Source organism: Azospirillum sp. CT11-132, from assembly GCF_047302835.1.
In the GTDB taxonomy this organism is placed as follows: domain Bacteria; phylum Pseudomonadota; class Alphaproteobacteria; order Azospirillales; family Azospirillaceae; genus Azospirillum.
In genome coordinates, this window is record NZ_JBGLZA010000008.1 from 12480 (window position 1) to 35925 (window position 23446).

Below are 23446 nucleotides of genomic sequence, written 5' to 3' on the forward strand. Positions count from 1 at the left end.
ATGAGTGCCACCTTCCTCATCAAAGGCGCCCGCGTCATCGACGGCACCGGCGCCCCCTGGTTCCCGGCCGACGTGCTGGTGGAACGCGGACGCATCGCCGCCGTCGGCCCGATGCTGGACGCGCCGGACGCCGAGCCGCTGGAGGCGGCGGGCCGCTTCCTCGCCCCCGGCTTCATCGACGCCCATTGCCACGACGATCTGATCCAGCTGCGCCAGCCCGGCCGGCCGGAGAAGGTGGCGCAGGGCGTCACCACCGTGGTGGTCGGCAACTGCTCCTTCGGCCTCTACCCGCAGAACCCGGACAGCAGCGGCCCTCTGCGCGAGCATTTCGGCAATCTGCTGGGCACAGTGTCCGATCAGGAGACCTTCGCCGATTTCACCGGCTACCGCGCCGCGCTCGACGGTCGCGGCACCGCGATCAACCTCGTCTCGCTGGTCGGTCATGCGGCCCTGCGCCTCGCCGTCATGGGCTGGCAGAACCGCGCCGCCACCGCCGAGGAACGCGAGGCGATGGCGGCCCTGCTGGCGGAGCAGCTTCGCCAGGGCGCGCACGGCCTGTCGCTCGGCCTCGTCTATCCGCCCAGCGCCTGGGCCGACCGCGCCGAGCTGGTGCGGCTGGCGGAGGTGGTGGCGGAGCATGGCGCGCTGCTGACCGCCCATGTGCGTTCCTACGAGGGCGGGCTGATCGCCTCGGTGGACGAGTTCCTCGATCTGCTGAAGGCCGGCGGGGCGAGCGGCCTGCTCTCCCACCTGCAAGCCGCCGGAAAGCCCTATTGGGGCAGCCTGCCGCGCGCGGTGGAGCGGCTGGAGATCGCCCGCAAGGGCGGCACCGACGTCAGTTTCGACATGTACCCCTACCCGGCCGGCTCCAGCACCATCCTGCAGCTTCTGCCGCCGTCGGCGCTGGCCGGCGGGGTGGAGGCCCTGCTGGCGCGCATGGCCGATGCCGACGGGCTGGCCGCTCTGCGCTGCGCGGTGGAGGACGGCGAGGCGCCGAACGATGCCGGCTGGGAATCCAAGATCCGCCTGATCGGCTGGGAGAATGTCCGCATCGGCGGCGTTTCGGCGGACGACCTGCGCGACTTGGAAGGGCTGTCGCTGACCGAGATTGCCGGGGTGGCGAAGGAGCAGCCCTTCGACACGCTGGTCCGCCTGATCCGCGCCGACCGTGGCCGCACCAACATCGTCATGTTCCAGCTGGCCGAGGCCGATCTGGAGACCGCGCTGTCGCACCCGCTGCACATGCTGGGCTCCGACGGGCTGCCGCGCGAGACCGGCAAGCCGCATCCCCGCGCCTTCGGCAGCTTCCCGCGCTATCTCGGCCGCGCGATCAGGGGCGAAGGCGGGCTGGGGCTGGAGGATGCCGTGCGCCACATGACAGCCGTCCCGGCGCAGCGTTTCGGCCTGTCCGACCGCGGGCTGATCCGGCCGGGCATGATGGCCGACCTGACCCTGTTCACCGCCGACGTGGCGGATCGCGCGACCTTCCAGGATCCGACGCGCCCGCCCCACGGCATCACCGACGTGCTCGTCGCCGGACAGTTCGTCCAGCGCGACGGCGGGCACACCGGCGCGCGTCCGGGCAAGGCCCTGGCCCGCGCCTGATCCGTCAAGAACACAGTTTCAAAACCAGTGAGGACCCGATGAGCAACCGCAAGCCGATCTTCGCCGAAAAGGGTGCGAAGCCCGCCGGCCAGTACAGCCACGCCATCGTCGCGAACGGCTTCGTCTATGTGTCGGGCCAGGGGCCGCACCATCCGGAGACCGGCGCGCTGCCCGAGGATTTCGCCGGCGAAGTGCGCCAGACCCTGCGCAACCTGGAGATCATCCTGAAGGCCGCCGGTACCGACCTCGCCCATGTGGTGAAGGTCAACAGCTACCTCAGCGACCTCGGCCGCTTTCAGGAATACAACGCGCTCTATTCGGAGTTCTTCCCCAACGAGCCGCCGGCCCGCACCACCATCGGCTGCCAGCTGAACAACATCCAGGTCGAAATCGACTGCATCGCCGTCCTGCCGACGGCGTAAGATCCTAAGTACATGGCCGATCCCGCCGCTTCACCGCCGGGATCGGCCTCTTTCCCAAATCTGCGTTCCGGAGCGGTCCCATGCGCGTCGACGAACTCGACACCCCCGTCCCCGTCATCGACCTTGACCGGGTCGAGCATAACCTGACCAAGATGCAGGCCTATTGCGACCGGCACGGGTTGGCGCTGCGCCCGCACATCAAGACCCACAAGCTTCCCCAATTCGCGCTCCGCCAGATCGAGCTGGGCGCCGTCGGCATCACCTGCCAGAAGATCAGCGAAGCCATGGTGATGGCCGAAGCCGGCTGCAAAGACATCCTGCTGACCTACCCCATCGTCGGCGCCGCCAAGGTGAAGCCGCTGGCGGAGCTGGCCGGCAAGACCAAGCTGACGGTGGCGCTGGACAACGCCGTCGCCCTCGACACCGTGGCCGCCGCCGCTGCCGAGGCCGGCGTCGAAATCGGCATCCTGGTGGAGTTCGACAGCGGCGACGGCCGTTGCGGCGTGCAGACCCCCGACGAGGTGCTGACGCTGGCCCGCCGCGCCGCCGGCAACGGGCTGACCCGCTTCCGCGGCCTGATGACCTACCCGCGTGGTCCCCGCACCGTGCCCTTCGTCACCGAGACCCGCGCCCTGCTGGACGGCGCCGGCATCGCGGTGGAGACGGTGTCGGTCGGCGGCACCCCCGGCTGCTGGGACACCCATGAGCTTCCCGGCGTGACCGAGTTGCGCGTCGGCACCTACATCTACCACGACCGCGCCACCGTCGGCGCCGGGGTGGCGACGCTGGACGAGTGCGCCGTGCATGTCCACGCCACCGTGGTCAGCCGCCCCACCGCCGACCGCGCCGTTCTGGACTGCGGCAGCAAGACGCTGTCGAGCGACCGCGTCGCCCCATCGGTCGGCGAAGGCTATGGCCTGATCCTCGACTACCCCGACGCGGTGATCGTCCGCGTGAACGAGGAGCATGCGGTGGTCGACCTCAGCAAATGCACGGAGCGGCCGGAGATCGGCGACCGCGTGATGATCCTGCCCAACCATGTCTGCGTGGTGACCAACCTGCACGACCGCATGGCGATCACCCGCAACGGCGAGGTCGTCGGCGACTGGCCGGTGCCGGCGCGCGGCTGCACCCGCTGACCTGCCCCTCCGGGCAATCGCGTTCAGCTCCCTCTCCCGCCCCGGGAGAGGGAAGGGGCCCATGCGGAGCATGGGAAGGGTGAGGGGTCGGGCACGAAGCCATGCGGTTCGGGATTCTCGAACCACCCCTCACCCGCCCCACTTCGTGGGTCCCCTCCCTCTCCCGGGGCGGGAGAGGGCGATTATCGGCAAATCCAGGATCCCGTCATGGACGCTGACCTCACGCTCGACATCCGCAACCTGCAAACCCACTTCACCGCCGATCCCGGCGTGTCGAAGGCGGTGGATGGCGTGTCCTTCGCCGTGCGCCGCAACGAGACGCTGGCCGTCGTCGGCGAATCCGGCAGCGGCAAATCGGTGACCAGCCTGTCGGCGATGCGGCTGATCCCGTCGCCGCCGGGCATCATCGCCGGCGGCGAGATCCTGTTCCGCGGCCGCGACGGCCAGGTGCGCGACCTCGCCCGCCTCAGCGAGCGCGCCATGCGCAGCGTCCGCGGCAACGAAATCGGCATGATCTTCCAGGAGCCGATGACCTCGCTGAATCCGGTCTACACCGTCGGCGACCAGATCGGCGAGGCGCTGCGCTACCACCAGGGTCTCGACCGCCGGGCGGCGCGGGCGGAGGCGCTGGCCATGCTGAAGAAGGTCGGCATCCCGGCGGCCGAGCGTCGGCTGGACGAGTATCCGCACCAGATGTCGGGCGGCATGCGCCAGCGCGTGATGATCGCCATGGCGCTGGCCTGCCGCCCCACCCTGCTGATCGCCGACGAGCCGACCACGGCGCTCGACGTGACCATCCAGGCGCAGATCCTCGACCTGATGCGGCGGCTTCAGGAGGAGACCGGCACCTCGATCCTGTTCATCACCCACAATCTGGGCGTGGTGGCAGAGGTGGCGCACCGGGTGGTGGTGATGTATGCCGGCCGCATCGTCGAGGAAGGCGATGTGCGCTCCCTGCTGAAATCGCCGAAGCACCCCTACACCCGCGGGCTTCTGGCCTGTATGCCGCATCTGGGCCAGCGCCGCGGCGACGGCGGCCGGCTGCACGCCATCCCCGGCAGCGTGCCCAGCCCGGTGAACCGCCCGTTGGGGTGCACCTTCGCCCCGCGCTGCCCGCTGGCCGAGCCGGCCTGCACCGCCGCCGAACCCGTGCTGGAGCCGGTCGGCCCCGACCATTCCGCCCGCTGCCGCCGCTGGAGAGACGTGCAATGAGCGCCGTTGCCATGACTTCCGATGTTTCGACCGAACAGCCCCTTCTGAGCGTCCGCAATCTGGAAAAGCGCTTTCCCGTGCGCGGCGGGCTGCTGCAACGGCCGGTCGGCTGGGTCAAGGCGGTGGACGATCTGTCCTTCGACCTGAACCGCGGCGAGGTGCTGGGGCTGGTCGGCGAATCCGGATCGGGCAAGACCACCGCCGGGCGCAGCATCCTGCGGCTGATCGAGCCGACCGGCGGCTCCATCCGCTTCGACGGACAGGAGATCACCGGTCTGCCGACGGCCGAGATGCGGGCGCAGCGCCGCCGCATGCAGATCGTCTTCCAGGACCCCTATGCCAGCCTCGACCCGCGCCAGCGCGTGCGCGACGTTATCGGCGAAGCTCTGGTGATCCACGACATCGGCAGCCGCGCCGACCGCCGCGACCGCGTGGCCGCGCTTTTGGAGAAGGTCGGCCTGACCGCCGACGCCATGGACCGCTTCCCGCACGAATTCTCCGGCGGCCAGCGCCAGCGCATCGGCATCGCCCGCGCCCTGGCGGTGGAGCCCGACTTCATCGTGGCGGACGAGCCGGTGTCGGCGCTCGACGTCTCGGTCCAGGCGCAGGTGGTCAATCTGCTGGGCGACCTGCAGCGCGAGCTGGGGCTGGCGGTGCTGTTCATCGCCCATGATTTGGCGGTGGTGCGCTACATCAGCGACCGGGTGGCGGTGATGTATCTCGGCCGCCTGATGGAGATCGCGCCGAGCGACTCCCTCTACGAGCGCCCGCGCCATCCCTACACCATGGCCCTGCTGTCGGCCGCCCCCGACCCCGATCCCGACGCGCCGAAGTCACGCATGCTGCTGGACGGCGACGTGCCGAGCCCGATGAACCCGCCGTCCGGCTGCGTCTTCCGCACCCGCTGCCCCTTCGCCCTGCCAGCCTGTGCTGAGCCGGAGGCCCGGGCACTGCGGCAGGTGGCGCCGGGGCATTCGGTGTCGTGCATCCGGGATGATGTGACGGCGGCGGGGTGATCGGGGCCCCTCTGGCCTTATCCGCCCAGCACGCCGGACGACCGCAACTGCTCGACCCGGTCGGGACTGTAGCCCAGCATCTCCTCCAGAACCTCCGCGGTCTGCTGTCCCAGCCGGGGCGGCGGGCGGCGGTAGGTCGCGGGGGAGTTCGACAGCCGGGCCGGGTAGCCCACCACCGGCACCTTGCGCCCGTCCTCCAGCGTCATCTCCCGCACCAGCCCGCGTTCGGCCAGATGGGGCTCGGCGAAGACCTGATCGATCCGGTTGATCGGCCCGCCGGGCACGCCGGCCTCCGCCATGGCGGCAAGCAGCGCCGCCTGATCCCATTTGGCGATGGCGTCGGCCAGCAGCCCCTCCAGCTCGTCGCGCAGGGCGAGCCGGCTGGCATTGTCGGCGAAACGCGGGCTCGCCGCCACCTCCTCCAACCCCAGCAGCCGGCACAGCGCCCGGAATTGGCCGTCATTGCCGGTGGCGACGATCACATGTCCGTCGCGGGCCTTGAAGGTGCGGTATGGCACGACGTTCGGGTGCTTGTTGCCCATCAGTCCGGGAACCATCCCCCCGACCAGCCAGTTCATCGCCTGATTGGCGAGGACCGACACCTGGGTGTCGAGCAACGCGCAGTCGATGTGCTGGCCCTGCCCGGTGCGGTCGCGATGACGCAGCGCGGCCAGGATCGAGATCGTGGCGTAAAGCCCGGTGAAGACGTCCGACACGGCGACGCCGACCTTCAGCGGCTCGCTGCCCGGCTCTCCCTCGGTCTGGCCGGTGATGCTCATCAGCCCGCTCATTCCCTGGATCAGGAAATCATAGCCGGGACGCGGAGCCAGCGGCCCGGTCTGGCCGAAGCCGGTGATGGAGCAATAGACCAGACGCGGGTTGATGCCTGACAAGGCGGCATAATCCAGCCCATAGCGGGCAAGGCCGCCGACCTTGAAATTCTCGATCACCACGTCGCAGTCCGCGGCAAGCCGGCGGATGATGTCGGCCCCGTCCGGTTTGGCGATGTCGATGGCGATCGACCGCTTGTTGCGGTTGCAGGACAGGTAATAGGCGCTCAGCCGCTCCACGTCGCCATCCGCCCCGTCCGCCGCCCCATCCGCCGAAAGAAACGGCGGTCCCCAGGCGCGGGTGTCGTCGCCATGGCCGGGATGCTCCACCTTGATGACGTCGGCGCCGAGGTCGCCCAGCGCCTGCGACGCCCAGGGACCCGCCAGCACCCGGCTGAGGTCGAGGACGCGGATGCCGGCCAGCGCCCCGCCGCCTTCTGCTCCGGCTCCGGCGCCACCATGCGACTCCTCGTGGTTTTCTGTGCTCATGATCGTCCCGGCTTGAATGCTGTCCGATGGTCGCCGTCTGGTCGGCAGGCGCCACTCCGGCGCCTATCGTTTCACTGTGCGAAATGGCTTTTCATATTGATGGTAGCGTGCCGTCGGCTGGGTTACAATGCTCAACGGAAAGGCAATCGGCCGCCTGTACAATCCCGCGCGGTCCGGCTAACGTCCCCGGCCCCCGCCGGGCCGCACGGATGGCCATGATTCGTCATCGCCCATGAGTTGGAGGAACCGAGATGCCGTCCTTTAAGCCCGTGGTCGCCCTGCTGCGTGGTCTGGACGTCCTCCAGGCGGTGAATGCATCGCGGGAGGCGACGGTCGGATCGGTCCATGCCGCGACCGGGCTCGACAAGGCGACCGTGGTGCGGATGCTGGAAACACTGGAACATGCCGGCTACATCGTGCGCGTCGCCGGCCGGCCGGCCTATGTTCCCTCCTGGCGCACCCTGCAGCTCAGCCAGGGCTACGACCTGCAGCGCAGTTTGGGGGCGGCGGCGGAACCGATCCTGACGGACTTCCGCAAGTCCATCGGCTGGCCGTCCGATCTGGCGATCTGCGATCGCGGCGCCATGATCGTCGTCCAGACCAGCCGCGAACAGGGGCCGCTGTCCCTGAACCGCCGGCCCGGTTATCAGGCGCCGATCCTGTCGACTTCGCTCGGCCGCGCTTATCTGGCCTTCTGCCCGGACGAGGAGCGGCAGGCCATCCTTGCCCAGATCGCCGCCCGCCCGAATGCGGAGAGCGTCGATCTGAGCAAGGCCGACGCCATACTGGCGGAGGTGCGGGAGCGCGGATTCTCCGTGATGGACAGCACCTACAGCGACCGCGAGTATGAGGGCCTCGTCTGGGCCATCGCCGTCCCGGTGATGAACGGCGAGCGCGCCTGCGCATCGGTGAACATCCTGATGCTGCGCAACGCCATGTCCTACGAAATGGCGGTGGACCGCCTGCTGGAGCCGCTGAAGGCGACCGCCGCCCGCCTCGCCGAGGTTTTCCGCGCCCAGGGCTGATCCGGCCCGCCCTTTTCCACCGGCTTATCAGTCCAGTCGGGCAGGCCTCCCCTTGCCTGCATGCCGCCACCTGCATGCTCGGATATGCAGCACCCAGCCTCCGCCTGCCCCAGGCAATTGGTGGTGACCCTAACAAATTTGGTTGCCAACCAAACCATCCCCCTGTACGGTTTTGGTAATGAAAAGGCGTTTCATACAGTGAAACGATCTTGAACCGGCAAAGCTGGGGGGACGAAGATGAGCGAAACCGGTCGGATCCTCGTCGATACGGCAACCAGACTGTTCCAGAACATCGTCACGCCCAATGAACTGGCCCGCGCCGAAGCGGGTGAGTGGCCGGGCGACATCTGGAACGCGGTGGAGGAGCTTGGCCTGCCGCTGGCGCTGGTCCCGGAGGACCAGGGCGGCTTCGGCATCGACCCGGTGGAAGCGCTGGCGGCGGTCCGCGTCGCCGCCGCTTTCGCGCTGCCGCTTCCGCTGGGCGAGACGATGCTGGCGAACCGCCTGCTGGCCGGTGCCGGCATCGACGCGCCGGGCGGTGCGCTGTCGGTCGCACCGACCACCACCGCCGGCCGGACGGCCCATCCCCTCGCCCTTGTGCCGGATAACGGCGGCTGGCGGCTGACCGGGGTGGCGCGCCGCGTGCCCTGGGGCAGCAAGGTGTCCGGCGTGGTGGTGGTCGCCGAGGCCGCCGGCGTGCCGCATGTCGCGCTGGTTCCCGCCGGCCGCTTCGACGTGGCGCCCGGCACCAACCTCGCCGGAGAGCCGCGCGACGACCTGTCCTTCGACTGCATCCTGGAGCCGTCGCAGGTGGCGCCCGCCGCCGGTGTCACGCCGGAAGGCCTCCACGCCGCCGGCGCCGCCCTGCGCAGCATCCAGATCGCCGGGGCGCTGGCGCGGGTTCTGGAGATGACGGTGCAGTACGCCAACGAGCGGTCGCAGTTCGGCCGGCCCATCGGCAAGTTCCAGGCGATCCAGCAATCCCTCGCGGTGCTGGCCGGCCAGACGGCCGCCGCCTCTGCCGCCGCCGATCTCGCCGCGGAGGCCATCACCGCGCCCGCCGGCGACCATCGCATCGCCGTCGCCAAGGCGCGCACCGGCGAGGCCGCAAGCGTGGCGGCGGCCATCGCCCATCAGGTCCATGGCGCCATCGGCTTCACCCACGAACACAGCCTCCACCACCTCACCCGGCGCCTGTGGTCCTGGCGCGACGAGTTCGGCAACGACGCCGAATGGTCCCGCCGCCTGGGACACGCCGCCATTGCCGCGGGCGCCGACGGCTTGTGGCCGATGATCACGGCGGCCTGAGCAGCGGAGACACCCGACGATGACCGCATTCACCTTCCCCGCGCCTCCGCCCGCCGATGTGGAGGGGCTGCGCGCCGAAGTCCGCGACTTCCTCGCCACCGAACTGGCCGCCCGCAAGCCGCGCGACCGTGCCCGCTCCTGGAGCGGCTTCGACGCGGACTTCAGCCGCAAGCTGGGCGAGCGCGGCTGGATCGGCATGAACTGGCCGAAGGCCTATGGCGGCCACGAACGCAGCGCGCTCGAACGCTATGTCGTGCTGGAGGAGATGCTCGCGGCCGGAGCGCCGGTGGCGGCCCACTGGATCGCCGACCGCCAGAGCGGCCCGCTGCTGCTGAAGGTCGGGACCGAGGAGCAGCGCCACACGATCCTGCCGCGCATCGCCGCCGGCGAATGCTTCTTCTGCATCGGCATGAGCGAGCCTGATTCCGGGTCCGACCTTGCCGCGGTGCGCACCCGCGCCACCCCGGTCGAGGGCGGATTCCGCGTCACCGGCACGAAACTGTGGACCACCTACGCCCACAAGTCCCACTACATGATCCTGTTCTGCCGCACCGGCAGCCAGGAAGAACGGCAGGGCGGCACCAGCCAGCTGCTGGTCGATCTGAACACGCCGGGGATCACCGTCCGCCCGATCGCCGATTTGTCGGGCGAGCATCACTTCAACGAGGTGGTGTTCGAGGACGCCTTCATCCCGGACAGCGCCCTGATCGGCCGGATGGGCGACGGCTGGACTCAGGTGATGGGCGAGCTGGCCTTCGAACGCAGCGGGCCGGAGCGTTTCCTGTCCTCCTTCACCCTGCTGGTGGAACTGGTGCGCGCGCTGGGCGACGACCCGTCGGATCGCGCCAGGGAAGCCGTCGGCCGGCTGACCGCGCACATCGTCACGCTGCGGCGGCTGTCCCGCTCGGTGGCCGGCATGCTCCAGAACGGCGAGAACCCGGCGCTGCAGGCGGCGCTGGTCAAGGATCTCGGCGCCCTGGTGGAGCAGGAGATCCCCGAGATCGTCCGCGGCGTCGTGTCGGTGGAACCGTCGTTGCAGGCCGACACCGAACTGGCCGCCGTCCTGGCTCACACCATCCTCAACGCCCCGGCCTTTTCGCTGCGCGGCGGCACCCGCGAGATCCTGCGCGGCATCATCGCCCGCGGCCTCGGCCTGCGCTGACCCACTGTCGGCGCGAACACGCAGGGCCGGAGAAAACACAACAGGAAGGACCCGACCGCCATGACCGACGCGGTGCTTGAAGAGAATGCGGACGGCATCGTCACGCTGACCCTGAACCGGCCGGAACAGCGCAATCCCATCTCCGACGACGATGTGCTGGAAACGCTGATCGCCGCGCTGGCCCGGCTCGACGCCGACAACGCCACCCGCGCGATCATCATCACCGGTGCAGGCTCCGCCTTCTCCTCCGGCGGGAACCTCAAGAAGATGGGGGCGTCCGGTGGACTCAACGATCCGCTGCCGGCGCAGACCCGGCTGAACTACCGCCGCGGCATCCAGCGCCTTCCCCTGCTGATCGAGGCGATGGAGGTGCCGACCATCGCCGCGGTGAACGGGCCGGCCGTCGGTGCCGGCTGCGACCTCGCCTGCATGTGCGATCTGCGCATCGCCGGGGAAAGCGCCCGCTTCGCCGAAAGCTTCGTCAAGGTCGGCATCGTGCCCGGCGATGGCGGCGCCTGGTTCCTGCCGCGGGTCGTCGGCTTCTCCAAGGCCTGCGAGATGGCGCTGACCGGCGACGCCATCGACGCGCGGGAGGCGCTGGCCTGTGGGCTGGTCTCCCGCGTCGTGCCCGATACCGACCTGCTGGCGGAGGCGCGGGCGCTCGCCGCCCGCATCGCCGCCAACCCGCCGCATGCCGTTCGGATGACGCGGCGCCTGCTGCGCCAGGGCCGCAACGCCGACCTGGACAGCCTGCTGGAGATGTCGGCCGCGATGCAGGCGCTCGCCCATGCGACGGACGATCACCGCGAGGCCGTGGCGAGCCTGCTGGAGCGGCGGGACCCGCACTTCACCGGCCGCTGACCCGCACCCTTGCGCACCGGAAACCGCCGAACGGGAGGATAGGGCCATGCAAGCGATCGTCATGGAGGCGGGAGGGGTCTTCGCATTGCACGACGTGCCGCCCCCCGAACCGAAGCCCTCGGAGGCGCTGGTGCGGGTGGAGGCGATCTCGCTCAACCGTGGCGAGGCGACGCGGGCGCTGTCCGCCCGGGCGGGCACGAGGCCGGGCTGGGATCTTGCCGGCGTGGTGGAACGGCAGGCGGCCGACGGCTCCGGCCCCGCCGCCGGGACCAGGGTCGCCGGGCTGCTGGCGTCGGGCGCATGGTCCGAACTGGCCGCCGTGCCGGTCCGCCAGTTGGCGGCGATCCCCGACGGGGTGGCGACGGAACAGGCCGCCTGCCTGCCGGTCGCCGGATTGACGGCACTGTATGCGCTGAAGCGGGGCGGCGACCTGCTGGGCAAGCGCGTGCTGGTCACCGGCGCCACCGGCGGCGTCGGGCATTTCGCCTGCCAACTGGCCCGGCAGGCCGGAGCGCGGGTCACCGCGATCGTCCGCACCGCCGGGGACGTGCCGCGGGCGCTCGGCTTCGGTGCCCACCATGCCGCGGTGATGGAGGAGGATCAGGGCGAGGCCGCAAACCTCGGACCGTTCGACCTGATCGTCGAATCCGTCGGCGGACCATCCCTGGCGCGGTCGCTCGGCATGCTGGCGCCCGGCGGCCTCTGCGTCGTCTTCGGCGTCACCGGCGGCGCCGAGACCACCATCGACGCCCGCGCCTTCTACATGAGCGGATCGCGGACCGTGACCGGCCTCGCGGTCTTCGAAGAGATCAAGAGCGGCGAGCCGGCCGCCCGCGGCCTGTCCCTGCTGCTGGCTCTGGTCGCCGAGGGGCGGCTGGCGGCGGAGATCGCCGTCCGGCGCCCGTGGGCGGAAATGCCGGCCGCCGCCGCGGACCTGTTGGCCCGCCGGCACAAGGGAAAAACGGTGCTGCTCGTCCAGGACGGCGGCCGATAAAACATCGAGGGAGGTGCCAGCCATGAACAAGACACGCGGACCGACGGGCATCCTCGACGCCGTCGACCACGTCTTCTCTCTGGTCGCAGCGGCCTGCATGATGCTGATCATGCTGGTCGTCGTGGCCGACGTGGTCCTGAGGTATTTCTTCGCCATGCCGCTGGCATGGTCCTACGACGTGATCTCCCTGTACCTCATGGTCGGGATGTTCTTCTTCGGCGTGTCGGACACCCTGCGCGAGAACGGCCATATCGGCATCGACATCCTCCAGCGCAGCATGCCGGCCCCAATGCGCCATATCGGCGAGGCCGCCGGTTTCCTGCTGTCCGCCATGGTCACGGCGGCGATCGGCTGGCTTGCCTTCCAGCGCTCCCTCTCCGCCTGGCAGAACGACGAGGCGCTGTCCGGCGCCTATCTGTGGCCGACCTGGATCGCGCTGGTGCCGGTCGTCATCGGCGGCGTTCTGCTGACGCTCCGCAATCTTCTGCTGACCGCGACCCACCTCCGGGACGCCTTCGGCGGCGCCCAGGGCGCCGAGCACGTTTCCACACCCAATCTGGAGGAACGCATCTGATGGTGGCGCTCGGCGGAATCTCCATCCTCTTCCTGATGCTGGCCTTCGGGCTGCCGGTGGCGTTCGCCATGGCGGTGTCCGGCGCGGCCGGGCTGCTGATGATCGGCGGCGTCGACATGGTGATGGGCATCCTCGAAACGGTGCCCTTCTCCACCGCCAACTCCTACGAGATGATCACCATCCCGATGTTCATCCTGATGGCGGAGTTCGTGATCCTCAGCGGGGTCGCCAACGACCTGTTCGCCGCCGCGGCCAAATGGGTCGGCCGGGTGCCGGGCGGGCTGGGCATGGCGACGGCGGTGGCCGGGGCCGGCTTCGGCGCCATCTCCGGCTCCAGCACGGCGTCGGCGGCAACGCTGTCCTCCACCTCGATCCCGGCCATGCTGGCACAGGGCTACGAGCCGAAGCTGGCCGGCGGCGTGGTGGCGATCTCCGGCACGCTGGCGATGCTGATCCCGCCCAGCATCGCGCTGGTGCTCTACGGCATCATCGCCGACGTCAGCATCGGCGCGCTGCTGGTCGGCGGCATCATCCCCGGCATCCTGGTGACGCTGACCATCGTGCTGACCGTCTATCTGCTGGTCATCCAGGACCGCAGCCGCGCTCCCGCAGGCCGCAGCTATACCCTGCGCGAGAAGATCGCCTCGCTCAAGGTGTGCGGCGCGATGATCCTGCTGTTCTCCGGCGTCACCGGGACGATCTATGCCGGCATCGCCACCCCGACCGAGGCGGCGGGCATCGGCGCCTTCGGCGCGTTCCTGCTGGCGCTGCGCTCGGGCAACCTGACCGCCGCGACCCTGCGCGCCGCCCTGGTCCGCGCGGTCCATGCCACCGCGATGATCCTCATGATCATGCTGGGTGCCCATGTGTTCGGGACCTTCTTCACCCTGACGCAGATCACCCAGGACCTGGTCCACTGGGTCGGGTCGCTCGACGTGTCGCCGTGGGTGATCATGGCGCTGATCCTGTTCGGCTATGTGCTGCTGGGCTGCGTCATGGACCAGATCGCCATCCTGATCCTGACCGTGCCGGTGGTGTTGCCGGTCATCCTGTCGCTGGGCTTCGACCCGGTCTGGTTCGGCGTGATCGTCGTCATCACCGCGGAGGTCGGCATGGTGACCCCGCCGATGGGACTGAACGTCTTCGTCGTCGCCCGCTACACCGGCCGGCCGCTGGAGGAGATCTTCGCCGGCGTGATGCCCCATGTGGTGGCGCACCTGATCCTGATCGCGGTGCTGACCGCCTTTCCGCAGATCATCACATGGCTGCCGTCCACCATGCGCTACTGACCCGCGGCCAAACGACAACAACCCGCTGAAATTCCGGAGGAAACCCATGAAGCCGACCACCGTCACGGCCCTGTTCGCGCGCACCCTTCCCCTGGCCCTTCCCATGGTCTCCGCCGTCGCGCTTGCCGTCTCGGCGGCGCCCGCGGCGGCACAGCAGACGAAGCTGCGCGTCGCCGATTCCTTCCCCGCCGGCCATTATGTCGTCGAATACGGCACCAAGCCCTGGATGGACGAGATCAAGCGCCTGACCAACGGCAAGGTCGATTTCGAATACTACCCGGCCGAACAGCTGGGCAAGGCCAAGGACCTGCTGTCCCTGACGCAGAACGGCGTGGCCGACATCGGCTATGTCGCGCCGGCCTTCGTGACCGACAAGCTGCCGCTGTCCACCGTGGCCGAGTTGCCGGAGGCCTTCAGCTCGTCCTGCGCCGGCACCAACGCCTACTGGCAGCTGGTCAAGCCCGGCGGCATCCTCGACAAGCGCGAGATCGGGCCGGCGGGCATGCGGGTGCTGTGGACGATGGTTCTGCCGCCCTACCAGCTTTACATGGGCAAGACCGGGATCGAGGGCATCGACGTCGTCAAGGGCAAGAAGATCCGCACCACCGGCGCCGCGAAGGAACTGGCGATCCGCAAGATGGGCGCCGTGCCGGTGCAGATCCCGACCCCCGACGTGATGGAGGCGCTGTCGCGCGGCACCGTCGACGGGATGCTGTTCCCCCATTCCAGCGTGCTGTCATACGACCTGCAGAACACGGTGAAGTCGGCGACCGTCGGCGAGAATCTGGGCAGCTTCGTCATCACCTACATGATCAGCAAGCGCAAATGGGACCAGCTGCCCGCCGACGTCCGCGACGCCATGGACAAGGCCGCCGAGACCATCAACCACAACGCCTGCGAAAAGACCGACCACGACGAGGCCAACGACATCGAACGGCTGAAGAAGGCCGGGGTGACCATGGTCCATCTGCCGGAAGCGGAAAGCGCGAAGCTGAAGGACATGCTGTCGTCGGTCAGCAAGGAATGGGCGGCCAACCTGGACAAGCGCCGCCTGCCCGGCAGCGAGGTGCTTGCCGCCTTCCAGCAGGCGCTGAAGGACGGGAAATAATCGCCCGGACCTGATCCCACGGCAATCGCATTTGGGAAACCCGATCCTGTCCAGGGAAGCCCGCCATTCCCGCGAAGGCGGGAATCCAGCCATCTAAGCCGCTTTCCAAAAGCGTTTTCTGGATCCCCTCCTTCGCGGGGATGACGGAAGTCCCTGTCCGGGAACCTGTGATCTCGAATGCGATTGCCCTGGACCTGATCCCCGCCCCGCTTCACAGGAAAGCCGATGACATCCGACCAGTCGTCCCGAATCTGGTGTCCGCTGGCCGGCACCAGGGTGGTCGATTTCTCAGCCCTGCTGCCGGGTCCCTTCATCTCCACGGTGCTGGCCGATCTGGGCGCCAGCGTCGTGAAGGTCGAGCCGCCCGGCGGCGACAGCGCCCGCAGCTATCAGCCGGCGATGTTCGCGGCGGTCAACCGCGGCAAGCGTAGCCTGGCCCTCGACCTCAAGAACCCGTCAGCCGAGCCCATCGTGGCGCGGCTGGCGGGCTGGGCCGACGTGGTGATCGAATCCAGCCGGCCCGGCGTCGCCGACCGGCTGGGCATCGGCTATGCGACGCTCAGCGCCCTGAACCCGCGGATCGTCTACTGCTCCGTCTCCAGCTTCGGCCAGTCGGGACCGGCGCGGGACCGTCCGGCCCACGACATCAACATCATGGCGGCAGCCGGCGCGCTCGGGCTTCCCGGACATTGGAGCCGCCCGCCGTCCCGCCCCAGCATTCCCGTCGGCGACTTCGCGGCGGGGGCGCTGGCCGCCGCCTCCATCACCGCGGCGCTGGCGGAGCGCGACCGCACCGGACACGGCCGGCATCTCGACGCCAGCCTGTTCGGCGCCGTGCTCTATTGCGCCGGCCTGCGCCATGGCACCGAGCCGCAGCAGGATCCGCGCGCCCATCTCAGCCCGGCCAACGACATCTACCGGACCGCCGACGGCCGCTGGATCGCGCTCGGCCTGATGGAGGACCATTTCTGGCGACGCTTCCGCGCCGCGGTGGCGACCCAGCCGTCCGGCCAAGCTGCGGAGGCGCTTTCCGAGCCGGCATTCGACAGCCATTCCGGCCGTCAGGAGCATGGCGACCGGCTCGCCACCCTCCTGGCGGAGGTGATTGCCGGCGACAGCGCCGACCGCTGGATCGCAAGGCTGACCGAGGCCGACGTGCCGGCCGACATCTGCCGCCTTCCGCATGAGGCCGCCGCCTCTCCCCAGGCGGAGGCGCTGGGCCTGTCGGTCACCGGTCCCGACGGGCGGCAGGTCGGCTTTCCCGTCCGCGCCGCCGGGCGGACCTCTCCCCTGCATGCACCGGCGCCGGCCCTGAACGGCGACGCCGAAGCCATCCTGGCGGAAATCGGAGCCGGCGCTGCCGCTCCGACCCCGTCCAAATTCCCCCCTCACGGAGGCCCGGCATGAACGGCCCGCTGAACGGCGTTCGGATCCTCGATCTCACCTCGGTTCTGGTGGGTCCCTATGCGACGCAGATCCTGGGCGATCTCGGCGCCGATGTCCTCAAGGTCGAATCCCCGGCCGGCGACAATGTCCGCGGCATCGGGCCGATGCGCCATCCCGGCATGGGGGCCATCTTCCTGCACGCCAACCGCTCCAAGCGCAGCATCGTGCTGGACCTGAAGGCGCCGGACGGGCGGCAGGCACTGCTCGATCTGGCCCGTAACGCCGACGTCCTCATCCACAATGTCCGGCCGCGCGCGATGGCACGGCTCGGGTTGTCCTACGACGACCTCGCCGCGGTCAACCCGTCGATCATCTACGCGGCGGTCACCGGGTTCGGCCAGGACGGCCCCTATGCGGAAAAGCCGGCCTACGACGACCTGATCCAGGGCGCGGCGGCGATTCCCACCCTGATCGCCGACTCCTCCGGCGGCGATCCGCGCTATGTGCCGGCGACCATGGCCGACCGCACCGTCGGGCTGCACGCCGTCTATGCGGTCGCCGCCGCCCTGTTCCACCGCGAGCGCACCGGCGAGGGGCAGGAGATCGAAATTCCGATGTTCGAGGCGATGACCGAGTTCGTCCTCGGCGACCATATGGGCGGCATGACCTTCGAACCGCCGCTCGGTCCCACCGGCTATCCCCGGCTGCTCGCCCGCCACCGCCGCCCCTACCGCACCAGCGACGGCCACATCTGCGTGGTGATCTACAACGACAAGCAATGGCGCAATTTCTTCACGCTGATCGGGCGGGAGGGGGAACTCGACAGCGATCCCCGCTTCGCCGACATCGGCAGCCGCACCCGCCACATCAACGAGCTGTACGGGCTGGTCGCCGACGCCATCGCCACCCGCAGCACGGCGGACTGGCTGGCTGATCTGACGAAGGCCGACATCCCGGTCATGCCGCTGCACACGCCCGACAGCCTGATCGACGACAGCCACCATGCGGCGACCGGCTTCCTGCGGACGGTCGAGCATCCCCATGAGGGGACGGTGCGCTCCATCGGCGTGCCGACCCGCTGGTCCGGCCGCCGTCCGGAACCCGTCCGCCAAGCCCCGCGCCTGGGCGAACACAGCGTGGAACTGCTGCGCGAAGCCGGATACGACGAGGAGCGGATCGCCGACCTTCTGGCGCGCGGCATCACGCGAAGCCCCGCAGCGGTATCCCCCTCTCCGGCCGCCACCGCGGCGGAGGGTTGAGCCTTGCCCTTCGGCAACCGGATCGGCGGGGGTCCGCGACGGAGCCCGACGCTGGTGCCGGCGCTGCTCGTCGTCCTGTTCGCCTTCCTCTTCAATTTCGTGGCGCGGGGGGTTGCCGATGCCTACACGGTCTTCCTGGTTCCCATCGAACAGGAAACCGGCTGGCCGCGCAGCACCCTGACCAGCGTCTATGCGCTCTACATGCTGGTGCAGGGCCTCGCCGCTCCCATCAGCGGCATGGCCTTCGAACGGTTCGGCCCGCGCGTCGTCTACCCGGCGGGTCTCGTCCTGCTGGCGCTGGCCACGCTGGGCGGCAGCATGCTGGAGGCGCGCTGGCAGCTCTATCTCTGTCTCGGCATCGTCACCGGGCTCGGGGTCGCCGCCATCGGCATGATTCCGGCGGCGGCGCTGATCGGCCGCTGGCACCGCCGGCATCTCGGCACAGCCATCGCCATCGCCTATGCCGGTTTCGGGTCGGGCATCCTGGTGATCGCGCCGCTGGCGCAGCTGCTGATCGACAGGCTCGGCTGGCGCGGCGCCTATCAGGCGATGGGCCTGCTGCTCGCCGCGCTCGCCCTGCCGGTGCTTCTGCTGCCGTGGCGCCGGCTGGCCGACGGCCGTCCGGCGGAGCAGGAGAATGGCGGCGCCACCCCCGTCCGCCGCGCCGGGACCGGATGGCGCCTGCCGGAGGCCATGCGCACCCTGCCCTTCTGGGGGCTGGTCCATGTCCTGTTCTTCACCGCCTTCGGCATGTACATCGTCATCGTCCAGGTCGTGGCGATGCTGGTGGAAAGCGGCTATCCGCCGATCGAGGCGGCGGCGGCCTTCGGCTCCGCCGGCATGCTGTCGGTCGCCGGGGTGATCGCCGCCGGCGGCCTGTGCGACCGCATCGGCTTCCGCACCACGGCGCTGGCGAGCTTCGCCGGCACGCTGGCCGGCATCCTCTGTCTGATCGGGCTGTATGGGCGGCCGAGCCCCATCCTGCTTGCCGGCTACACGCTGCTGTTCGGCATCGCCCAGGGGGCACGCGGTCCCATCGTCTCCACCCTGACCAGCCGGATTTTTGTCGGCGGCTCGGCGACCATCTTCGGGAGCATCTACGCCACCATGTCGATCGGCGCGGCGCTGGGGGCATGGCTTTCCGGTCTGCTGCACGACATCACGCAGGGATATGGGGCCTCGCTGGTGGTGGCCGCCGCCGCCATCAGCGCGGCTCCCCTGCCCTTCCTTCTCAGCCCGGCGATTGCCGGAGCGATCCCGGCCCCGCCACCGCTGCGGGCCGGAACCGCCATCACCGCAAAAGGGGACACACCATGACTGCCAGCCAAAATCCGGAAGGCCCCACCATCGGGCTCGGCTTCCATTTCGAGGATCTGCCCGTCGGCACGCGCTTCCGCACGGTCGCCCGCACGATCACCGAATCCGACCTCACCGCTTTCGTGAATCTCAGCTGGTTCACCGAGGAGCTGTTCACCAATACCGCCGACCGCGAGCATATGGCGATCGCCGGCCGGGTCGTGCCCGCAGCCCTGGTCTATTCCTTTTCCGAAGGCCTGCTGACCGCCAGCATGCAACGCACCGGCCTCGCCTTTCTCAACGCGGAAATCGACGTGAAGGCGCCGACCTTCGTCGGCGACACCATCCATGTCGCCTGCGAGGTGATCGAAGCCCGCCCGACCTCGAAGCCGGGCCGCGGCCTGATCCGCACGCTCAATCGCGTGACGCGGCAGGACGGAACCGTCGTCCTGACCTACAACCCCCTGCGCATGCTGCGGACCCGCGACGGCGCACCGGCATAAGGCGCCATCCTCACGGCACAGTGCCGGCCATCGCGGCCCCGGCAGGCGTTGCCTCCCCCTCCTCCTGCCGGCGCGCATAGACCTTCGGCGGCACGCCGACATGGCGGGTGAAGGCGACGCTGAACGTGCTGGCGGAGCTGTAGCCGACGCGCTCGGCGACATCGGCGATCCCGCCGTCGCGCCGGCGGAGCATGTCCTTGGCCAGGGCCATGCGCCATTGCAGCAGATATTCCATGGGGGCGACGCCGACCGCCTGCCGGAACCGCTCGAAGAAGGTCGAACGCGACAGCGCCGCCTCCTTTGCCAGTTGGGCGACCGTCCAGGGCGCGGTCGGCCGTTCATGGATGTGCCGGAGAGCGACGGCGAGCCGGTCGTCGCCCAGCCCCCGCAGCAGCCCCGGCGATCCCGTGGACACCGTCGTGGACCGCAGGGCCTCGATCAGCAGAATCTCCAGCAGGCGCGCCAGGATCATCTCGCGTGCCGGCCGCAGCGCGCGCGATTCCTCGTTCACCATCCGCACCAGCGCGCTCAACCGCTTCTCGCCACGGACATGCACCAGTTGTGGCAGCAGCGACACCAGCAGGTCCGCGTCGGGCGACGCGAAGGCGCAGTAACCGACCAGATTGCAGACGTCCGGTGACCGGTCGGGACTGCCCAGCAGATACTCTCCCGGCCGCAGTTCGACCGGACGGGTATCGGCGGCCCCGGGCGGCATCGGTTCGATGCTCGCCACCGTGAACTCGTTGGCGGCGGGGATCAGCACGAAGTCATCCGCCTCCAGGGTGATCGGATCGCCTCCGCCAAGGCTCAGCCGGCACGAGCCGTCGAGGACCACACAGTAGAATGGCCGCCCGGCCTCCGTCCGCCGGACCCGCCAGCAGCCGGCCCCATAGGTGAGCTTCGAAAACGAGGCGCTCGGACGGAGCAGGCTGACCACCTGCGCCAGGGGATCGACCATGTTCGGACTCCTGCAAATGAATTCCGGATTTCCGATTGTAGATGGTCCAGCCGTCGCGGTCTATCTTCCGCTTCGCACCATTTCGCCAGGAGCCATTCCATGAAAACCATCCTCATCACCGGCTGCTCGTCCGGCTTCGGCCTGGAAACGGCCCGTCATTTCCTCGACCGCGGTTGGACGGTCATCGCCACCATGCGCACCCCGTGCGAGGATGTTCTGCCGCGCTCGGACCGCCTGCGCATCCTCCGCCTCGACGTCACCGATGCGGACAGCATCGGCCGCGCGGTGGAAGAGGCCGGATCGGTCGATGTGCTGGTCAACAATGCCGGCATCGGCCTGCTGGGCGCGCTGGAAGGTGTGACGATGAACAGCGTACGCGAGGTCTTCGCGACCAACACCTTCGGCACCATGGCGATGACGCAGGCGCTATTGCCGCAATTCAGGGCGCGGAAGTCGGGGGTCATCGTCAACGTCACCTCCAGCGTGACACTGAAACCGCTGCATCTGCTCTCGGTCTACACGGCGAGCAAGGCGGCGGTGAACGCCTTCACCGAATCGCTGGCCCTGGAACTGGAGCCGTTCCATGTGCGGGCGCATCTGGTCCTTCCCGGCCGGGCGCCGGACACCTCCTTCGGCGAGAATGCCCGGTCCCGCATGCGCGACGCCATTCCGGAGGCTTATGCGCCCCTGGCGCAAAGCGTCTTCACGGCATGGCAGCAGCCGGGTCCGGTCACCAACGCCTCAGATGTCGCGGAAGCGGTGTGGCGCGCGGCGACCGATCCGTCCTGCCCGATGCGCCTTGCCGCCGGTGCCGACGCGGTGGCGCTCGCTTCGGCCTGAGGATCGCGATTGCGGAGCCCCGAAGACGGCGCCTCCAGACGCAAAATGGCGCCGATCGACAAAAGTCCGCAGTTTGTGGTGCGGCTCACATCCCGGAATCCGGGTCTTGGGTAGGGTCTGTCCATCGGCAACACGCCGCATCCCGCGGCCCCGAGACAGGAGACCAGATCATGATCCGCACCTCCCTGCTGACCGGCTTCGCTTCGCTCGCCCTGTTCGCCGCCCCGGCGATGGCTCAGAACATCTCCGACATCTCCAACACCGCGGCCGGCATCGGCAACACCGCCAACCAGAGCGCGCTGGTCATGCAGAAGTCGAAGGGTCCCTTCGCCGGGCCGAACGTCGCCACCGTGTCGAACCTCGCCGCCGGCATCGGCAACACGGCCAACCAGGGCGCCTTCGTGAAGCAGCGCAGCGGCGGCGTGTTGGGCGGCGGCTCGGCCGCGACCATCGGCAATACCGCCGCCGGCATCGGCAACAACGCAGGCCAGATGGCCACGGTGATGCAGCGCAGCGGCGGCCTGCTGAGCGGCGGCTCGGTCGCCAATGTCGGCAACACGGCGGCGGGCATCGGCAACACCGCCCTGCAGAACGGTACCGTGCTGCAGCGCTCCGGCGGGCTGCTCGGCCCCTTCAACCACAGCTCCATGCAGAACCTGTCGGCCGGCGTCGGCAACTTTGCCGGACAGAGCGCCCTGGTCAAGCAGCGCTGACAACGGACCCACTCCTTCCAGGCTTCCTCCCCAGACCTCGCTCCGGCCGGTTCCCGGCCGGAGCATTCTTTTGCCCGCTTGGCCCCGCCGGAGCCTTGCCGGAAAACGCCGGTCAACTGTGGGTCAGCTCACAGAAGCCTGCCGGGCACTTCACTAAGCTTCCTTCAAGAAAGCCGGGGCGCGGAAGCCCGAAGCCTCACCCCCCATCGAAGGAACCCACGCCATGATCCGCAATATCGTTCTGGGCGCTCTCGCCACCGCCTTGCTCGCCACCCCCGCCCTGGCGCAGCCCAAATCCGCTGCCGGCCCCGGCTTCCCCTCCATGATGGCCGTTCCCGGACTGGTCAACACCAACGTCGCCAACGCCACCAATGTCGGCGCCGGCATCGGCAACTCGGCGCAGCAGCAGGGCGCCGTCCTCCAGGGCGGCGGCGGTGCGCCCATCCGCGGCGTCAGCCCGCTGGTCAGCACCAATGTCGGAACCGCCACCAACGTCGCCGCCGGCATCGGCAACAGTGCCGGCCAGAGGCTGCTCGGCTTCCAGGGCAATGCCCAAGGGAGCGGCGTACAGGTCGGGCTGAATTTCAGCGGCCGCGGGCCTCTGGTCAGCACCAATGTCGGTGTCGGCACCAACGTCACCGCCGGCCTCGGCAACAGCGCCAGCCAATCGCTGACCGGCCTGCGCCGCTGATCCCCCACACCCACCCCCTACCTTCTCACCCGGGAGGCCACCGATGCCGAAGCTCCCGCTCAAATTCCCGACAATCCTGACCATCACCGCGCCCATCCTGCTGTTCGCGGCCCTGTCGGCCCCGGTGCAGGCCGGCTCCCTCGCCTGCCAGACGGTCAACGGCAAGACCGTCTGCATGCGGGGGTCGGGAACGCTGAGCTGCGTGACGCTCGACGGCCTGACCCGTTGCTCCGCCACGCCGTCGGACCCGCGGTCGGAGGTCGTTCCCGATGCGGAAGCCCTTCTGCTCCCCCGCCCGGTCGCCCCCGACCTGCATGGCCTCTTCGACCGCCGGGGCTTCCCCTTCGGCCATCAGGCCCGATCCCTCGAACAGGATGACGAAGACGACCCCGACATCGACTGATCTTCACCGCAACCGAACCGGAGACACCGCCATGTCCCGCCTTTTGACCCTGTCGCTGGCGCTTGCCACCATCGCCACGGCACCGGCGTTCGCCGCGACGCCGACCCTGTCCTACACACGGGCCACCTCGCTCGGCCCGCTGATCCTCCAGCCGGCCCCCGGCATTCCGAAGCCGCCGCCCTGCCTGACCTGCGGAACGCGGATCCTGCCGGGGTTCACACCGGGTCCCACCTATGGCGGCGACCGTGCTCTGAACCCGCAGCCATTGCCGCCGAAGGCGATCTTCCGCTAACCCCTGACTTTCCAACCAAAGGGCGACCGGCCAGCGCCGGCCGCCCTTTTCGTGTCCGTCCCACGCACGGA

At 69.4% G+C, this 23446-nt stretch carries 24 protein-coding genes; 22 read left to right on the forward strand and 2 right to left on the reverse strand.

Annotation, left to right across the window (positions count from 1 at the left end; genetic code table 11):
* The 5 genes from ACCD06_RS28705 (at window position 1) to ACCD06_RS28725 (ending at window position 5394) form a co-directional block, all read left to right on the forward strand.
* On the forward strand, window positions 1–1605 hold the full coding sequence (locus ACCD06_RS28705) for an N-acyl-D-amino-acid deacylase family protein (protein WP_109156866.1): 1605 nt from the start codon (window positions 1–3) through the stop codon (window positions 1603–1605).
* A 38-nt stretch (window positions 1606–1643) separates the two neighbouring features.
* Entirely contained in the window at window positions 1644–2027 is a 384-nt protein-coding gene (locus ACCD06_RS28710) for a RidA family protein (protein WP_109156865.1), read from the forward strand.
* An 80-nt stretch (window positions 2028–2107) separates the two neighbouring features.
* A complete protein-coding gene (locus ACCD06_RS28715) occupies window positions 2108–3166 on the forward strand; it encodes an alanine racemase (protein ID WP_109156864.1) in 1059 nt (352 codons plus the stop codon).
* 207 nt (window positions 3167–3373) lie between these two features.
* On the forward strand, window positions 3374–4378 hold the full coding sequence (locus tag ACCD06_RS28720; protein ID WP_109156863.1) for an ABC transporter ATP-binding protein: 1005 nt from the start codon (window positions 3374–3376) through the stop codon (window positions 4376–4378).
* Between the two features lie 11 nt (window positions 4379–4389).
* Complete coding sequence (locus tag ACCD06_RS28725; RefSeq protein ID WP_109156888.1) at window positions 4390–5394, forward strand: ABC transporter ATP-binding protein; 1005 nt, start codon at window positions 4390–4392, stop codon at window positions 5392–5394.
* A 17-nt stretch (window positions 5395–5411) separates the two neighbouring features.
* On the opposite strand, the gene ACCD06_RS28730 is transcribed toward ACCD06_RS28725, so the two are convergent.
* The gene (locus ACCD06_RS28730) at window positions 5412–6713 is read right to left on the reverse strand and encodes a CaiB/BaiF CoA transferase family protein (protein WP_109156862.1); all 1302 of its coding nucleotides are present in this window, start codon (window positions 6711–6713) and stop codon (window positions 5412–5414) included.
* A gap of 251 nt (window positions 6714–6964) precedes the next feature.
* Between ACCD06_RS28730 and ACCD06_RS28735 the strand changes: the two genes are divergently transcribed.
* The 12 genes from ACCD06_RS28735 (at window position 6965) to ACCD06_RS28790 (ending at window position 19478) form a co-directional block, all read left to right on the forward strand.
* Complete coding sequence (locus ACCD06_RS28735) at window positions 6965–7738, forward strand: helix-turn-helix domain-containing protein (protein ID WP_109156861.1); 774 nt, start codon at window positions 6965–6967, stop codon at window positions 7736–7738.
* A gap of 237 nt (window positions 7739–7975) precedes the next feature.
* Window positions 7976–9046: an acyl-CoA dehydrogenase family protein gene (locus tag ACCD06_RS28740; RefSeq protein ID WP_109156860.1), complete on the forward strand. Its 1071-nt coding sequence runs from the start codon at window positions 7976–7978 to the stop codon at window positions 9044–9046.
* A 19-nt stretch (window positions 9047–9065) separates the two neighbouring features.
* Window positions 9066–10208 carry an acyl-CoA dehydrogenase family protein gene (locus tag ACCD06_RS28745; protein WP_109156859.1) on the forward strand — a complete coding sequence of 381 codons (1143 nt, stop codon included), beginning with the start codon at window positions 9066–9068 and terminating at the stop codon, window positions 10206–10208.
* A gap of 60 nt (window positions 10209–10268) precedes the next feature.
* Complete coding sequence (locus ACCD06_RS28750) at window positions 10269–11069, forward strand: crotonase/enoyl-CoA hydratase family protein (RefSeq protein WP_109156858.1); 801 nt, start codon at window positions 10269–10271, stop codon at window positions 11067–11069.
* 46 nt (window positions 11070–11115) lie between these two features.
* Window positions 11116–12063, forward strand: coding sequence for a zinc-binding dehydrogenase (locus ACCD06_RS28755; protein ID WP_109156857.1), 948 nt, complete (start codon window positions 11116–11118; stop codon window positions 12061–12063).
* Between the two features lie 22 nt (window positions 12064–12085).
* Window positions 12086–12637 (forward strand): TRAP transporter small permease, encoded by a 552-nt coding sequence (locus ACCD06_RS28760; protein ID WP_109156856.1) that lies wholly within the window; start codon window positions 12086–12088, stop codon window positions 12635–12637.
* Window positions 12637–13926 (forward strand): TRAP transporter large permease, encoded by a 1290-nt coding sequence (locus ACCD06_RS28765; RefSeq protein ID WP_109156855.1) that lies wholly within the window; start codon window positions 12637–12639, stop codon window positions 13924–13926. The genes ACCD06_RS28760 and ACCD06_RS28765 overlap by 1 nt, the downstream gene beginning before the upstream one ends.
* A gap of 46 nt (window positions 13927–13972) precedes the next feature.
* Entirely contained in the window at window positions 13973–15034 is a 1062-nt protein-coding gene (gene dctP, locus ACCD06_RS28770) for a TRAP transporter substrate-binding protein DctP (RefSeq protein ID WP_109156854.1), read from the forward strand.
* A gap of 225 nt (window positions 15035–15259) precedes the next feature.
* On the forward strand, window positions 15260–16441 hold the full coding sequence (locus ACCD06_RS28775; RefSeq protein ID WP_413345344.1) for a CaiB/BaiF CoA transferase family protein: 1182 nt from the start codon (window positions 15260–15262) through the stop codon (window positions 16439–16441).
* Window positions 16438–17679 (forward strand): CaiB/BaiF CoA transferase family protein, encoded by a 1242-nt coding sequence (locus tag ACCD06_RS28780; protein WP_109156852.1) that lies wholly within the window; start codon window positions 16438–16440, stop codon window positions 17677–17679. The genes ACCD06_RS28775 and ACCD06_RS28780 overlap by 4 nt, the downstream gene beginning before the upstream one ends.
* A 3-nt stretch (window positions 17680–17682) precedes the next feature.
* Entirely contained in the window at window positions 17683–18996 is a 1314-nt protein-coding gene (locus ACCD06_RS28785) for an MFS transporter (protein WP_109156851.1), read from the forward strand.
* Entirely contained in the window at window positions 18993–19478 is a 486-nt protein-coding gene (locus ACCD06_RS28790) for an acyl dehydratase (RefSeq protein ID WP_109156850.1), read from the forward strand. Before ACCD06_RS28785 ends, ACCD06_RS28790 begins: the two co-directional genes overlap by 4 nt.
* A 10-nt stretch (window positions 19479–19488) precedes the next feature.
* On the opposite strand, the gene ACCD06_RS28795 is transcribed toward ACCD06_RS28790, so the two are convergent.
* Complete coding sequence (locus tag ACCD06_RS28795; RefSeq protein ID WP_109156849.1) at window positions 19489–20436, reverse strand: AraC family transcriptional regulator; 948 nt, start codon at window positions 20434–20436, stop codon at window positions 19489–19491.
* Between the two features lie 99 nt (window positions 20437–20535).
* On the opposite strand from ACCD06_RS28795, the gene ACCD06_RS28800 reads away from it, so the two are divergent.
* The 5 genes from ACCD06_RS28800 (at window position 20536) to ACCD06_RS28820 (ending at window position 23375) form a co-directional block, all read left to right on the forward strand.
* Entirely contained in the window at window positions 20536–21276 is a 741-nt protein-coding gene (locus tag ACCD06_RS28800) for an SDR family oxidoreductase (RefSeq protein ID WP_109156848.1), read from the forward strand.
* A gap of 170 nt (window positions 21277–21446) precedes the next feature.
* On the forward strand, window positions 21447–21989 hold the full coding sequence (locus ACCD06_RS28805; RefSeq protein ID WP_109156847.1) for a hypothetical protein: 543 nt from the start codon (window positions 21447–21449) through the stop codon (window positions 21987–21989).
* 223 nt (window positions 21990–22212) lie between these two features.
* Window positions 22213–22680 carry a hypothetical protein gene (locus tag ACCD06_RS28810; RefSeq protein WP_109156846.1) on the forward strand — a complete coding sequence of 156 codons (468 nt, stop codon included), beginning with the start codon at window positions 22213–22215 and terminating at the stop codon, window positions 22678–22680.
* A gap of 43 nt (window positions 22681–22723) precedes the next feature.
* The gene (locus ACCD06_RS28815) at window positions 22724–23083 is read left to right on the forward strand and encodes a hypothetical protein (protein ID WP_413345348.1); all 360 of its coding nucleotides are present in this window, start codon (window positions 22724–22726) and stop codon (window positions 23081–23083) included.
* 31 nt (window positions 23084–23114) lie between these two features.
* Window positions 23115–23375: a hypothetical protein gene (locus tag ACCD06_RS28820; RefSeq protein WP_109156844.1), complete on the forward strand. Its 261-nt coding sequence runs from the start codon at window positions 23115–23117 to the stop codon at window positions 23373–23375.
* Window positions 23376–23446: the final 71 nt, after the last annotated feature.

Coding starts and splice junctions, on each gene's coding strand:
- ACCD06_RS28805 (WP_109156847.1), top strand. CDS start 21,447: ATGATCCGCACCTCCCTGCTGACCGGCTTCGCTTCGCTCGCCCTGTTC.
- ACCD06_RS28720 (WP_109156863.1), top strand. CDS start 3,374: ATGGACGCTGACCTCACGCTCGACATCCGCAACCTGCAAACCCACTTC.
- ACCD06_RS28800 (WP_109156848.1), top strand. CDS start 20,536: ATGAAAACCATCCTCATCACCGGCTGCTCGTCCGGCTTCGGCCTGGAA.
- dctP (WP_109156854.1), top strand. CDS start 13,973: ATGAAGCCGACCACCGTCACGGCCCTGTTCGCGCGCACCCTTCCCCTG.
- ACCD06_RS28795 (WP_109156849.1), bottom strand. CDS start 20,436: ATGGTCGATCCCCTGGCGCAGGTGGTCAGCCTGCTCCGTCCGAGCGCC.
- ACCD06_RS28750 (WP_109156858.1), top strand. CDS start 10,269: ATGACCGACGCGGTGCTTGAAGAGAATGCGGACGGCATCGTCACGCTG.
- ACCD06_RS28710 (WP_109156865.1), top strand. CDS start 1,644: ATGAGCAACCGCAAGCCGATCTTCGCCGAAAAGGGTGCGAAGCCCGCC.
- ACCD06_RS28735 (WP_109156861.1), top strand. CDS start 6,965: ATGCCGTCCTTTAAGCCCGTGGTCGCCCTGCTGCGTGGTCTGGACGTC.
- ACCD06_RS28755 (WP_109156857.1), top strand. CDS start 11,116: ATGCAAGCGATCGTCATGGAGGCGGGAGGGGTCTTCGCATTGCACGAC.
- ACCD06_RS28730 (WP_109156862.1), bottom strand. CDS start 6,713: ATGAGCACAGAAAACCACGAGGAGTCGCATGGTGGCGCCGGAGCCGGA.
- ACCD06_RS28760 (WP_109156856.1), top strand. CDS start 12,086: ATGAACAAGACACGCGGACCGACGGGCATCCTCGACGCCGTCGACCAC.
- ACCD06_RS28740 (WP_109156860.1), top strand. CDS start 7,976: ATGAGCGAAACCGGTCGGATCCTCGTCGATACGGCAACCAGACTGTTC.
- ACCD06_RS28725 (WP_109156888.1), top strand. CDS start 4,390: ATGACTTCCGATGTTTCGACCGAACAGCCCCTTCTGAGCGTCCGCAAT.
- ACCD06_RS28820 (WP_109156844.1), top strand. CDS start 23,115: ATGTCCCGCCTTTTGACCCTGTCGCTGGCGCTTGCCACCATCGCCACG.
- ACCD06_RS28780 (WP_109156852.1), top strand. CDS start 16,438: ATGAACGGCCCGCTGAACGGCGTTCGGATCCTCGATCTCACCTCGGTT.
- ACCD06_RS28715 (WP_109156864.1), top strand. CDS start 2,108: ATGCGCGTCGACGAACTCGACACCCCCGTCCCCGTCATCGACCTTGAC.
- ACCD06_RS28810 (WP_109156846.1), top strand. CDS start 22,213: ATGATCCGCAATATCGTTCTGGGCGCTCTCGCCACCGCCTTGCTCGCC.
- ACCD06_RS28775 (WP_413345344.1), top strand. CDS start 15,260: ATGACATCCGACCAGTCGTCCCGAATCTGGTGTCCGCTGGCCGGCACC.
- ACCD06_RS28705 (WP_109156866.1), top strand. CDS start 1: ATGAGTGCCACCTTCCTCATCAAAGGCGCCCGCGTCATCGACGGCACC.
- ACCD06_RS28790 (WP_109156850.1), top strand. CDS start 18,993: ATGACTGCCAGCCAAAATCCGGAAGGCCCCACCATCGGGCTCGGCTTC.
- ACCD06_RS28765 (WP_109156855.1), top strand. CDS start 12,637: ATGGTGGCGCTCGGCGGAATCTCCATCCTCTTCCTGATGCTGGCCTTC.
- ACCD06_RS28815 (WP_413345348.1), top strand. CDS start 22,724: ATGCCGAAGCTCCCGCTCAAATTCCCGACAATCCTGACCATCACCGCG.
- ACCD06_RS28745 (WP_109156859.1), top strand. CDS start 9,066: ATGACCGCATTCACCTTCCCCGCGCCTCCGCCCGCCGATGTGGAGGGG.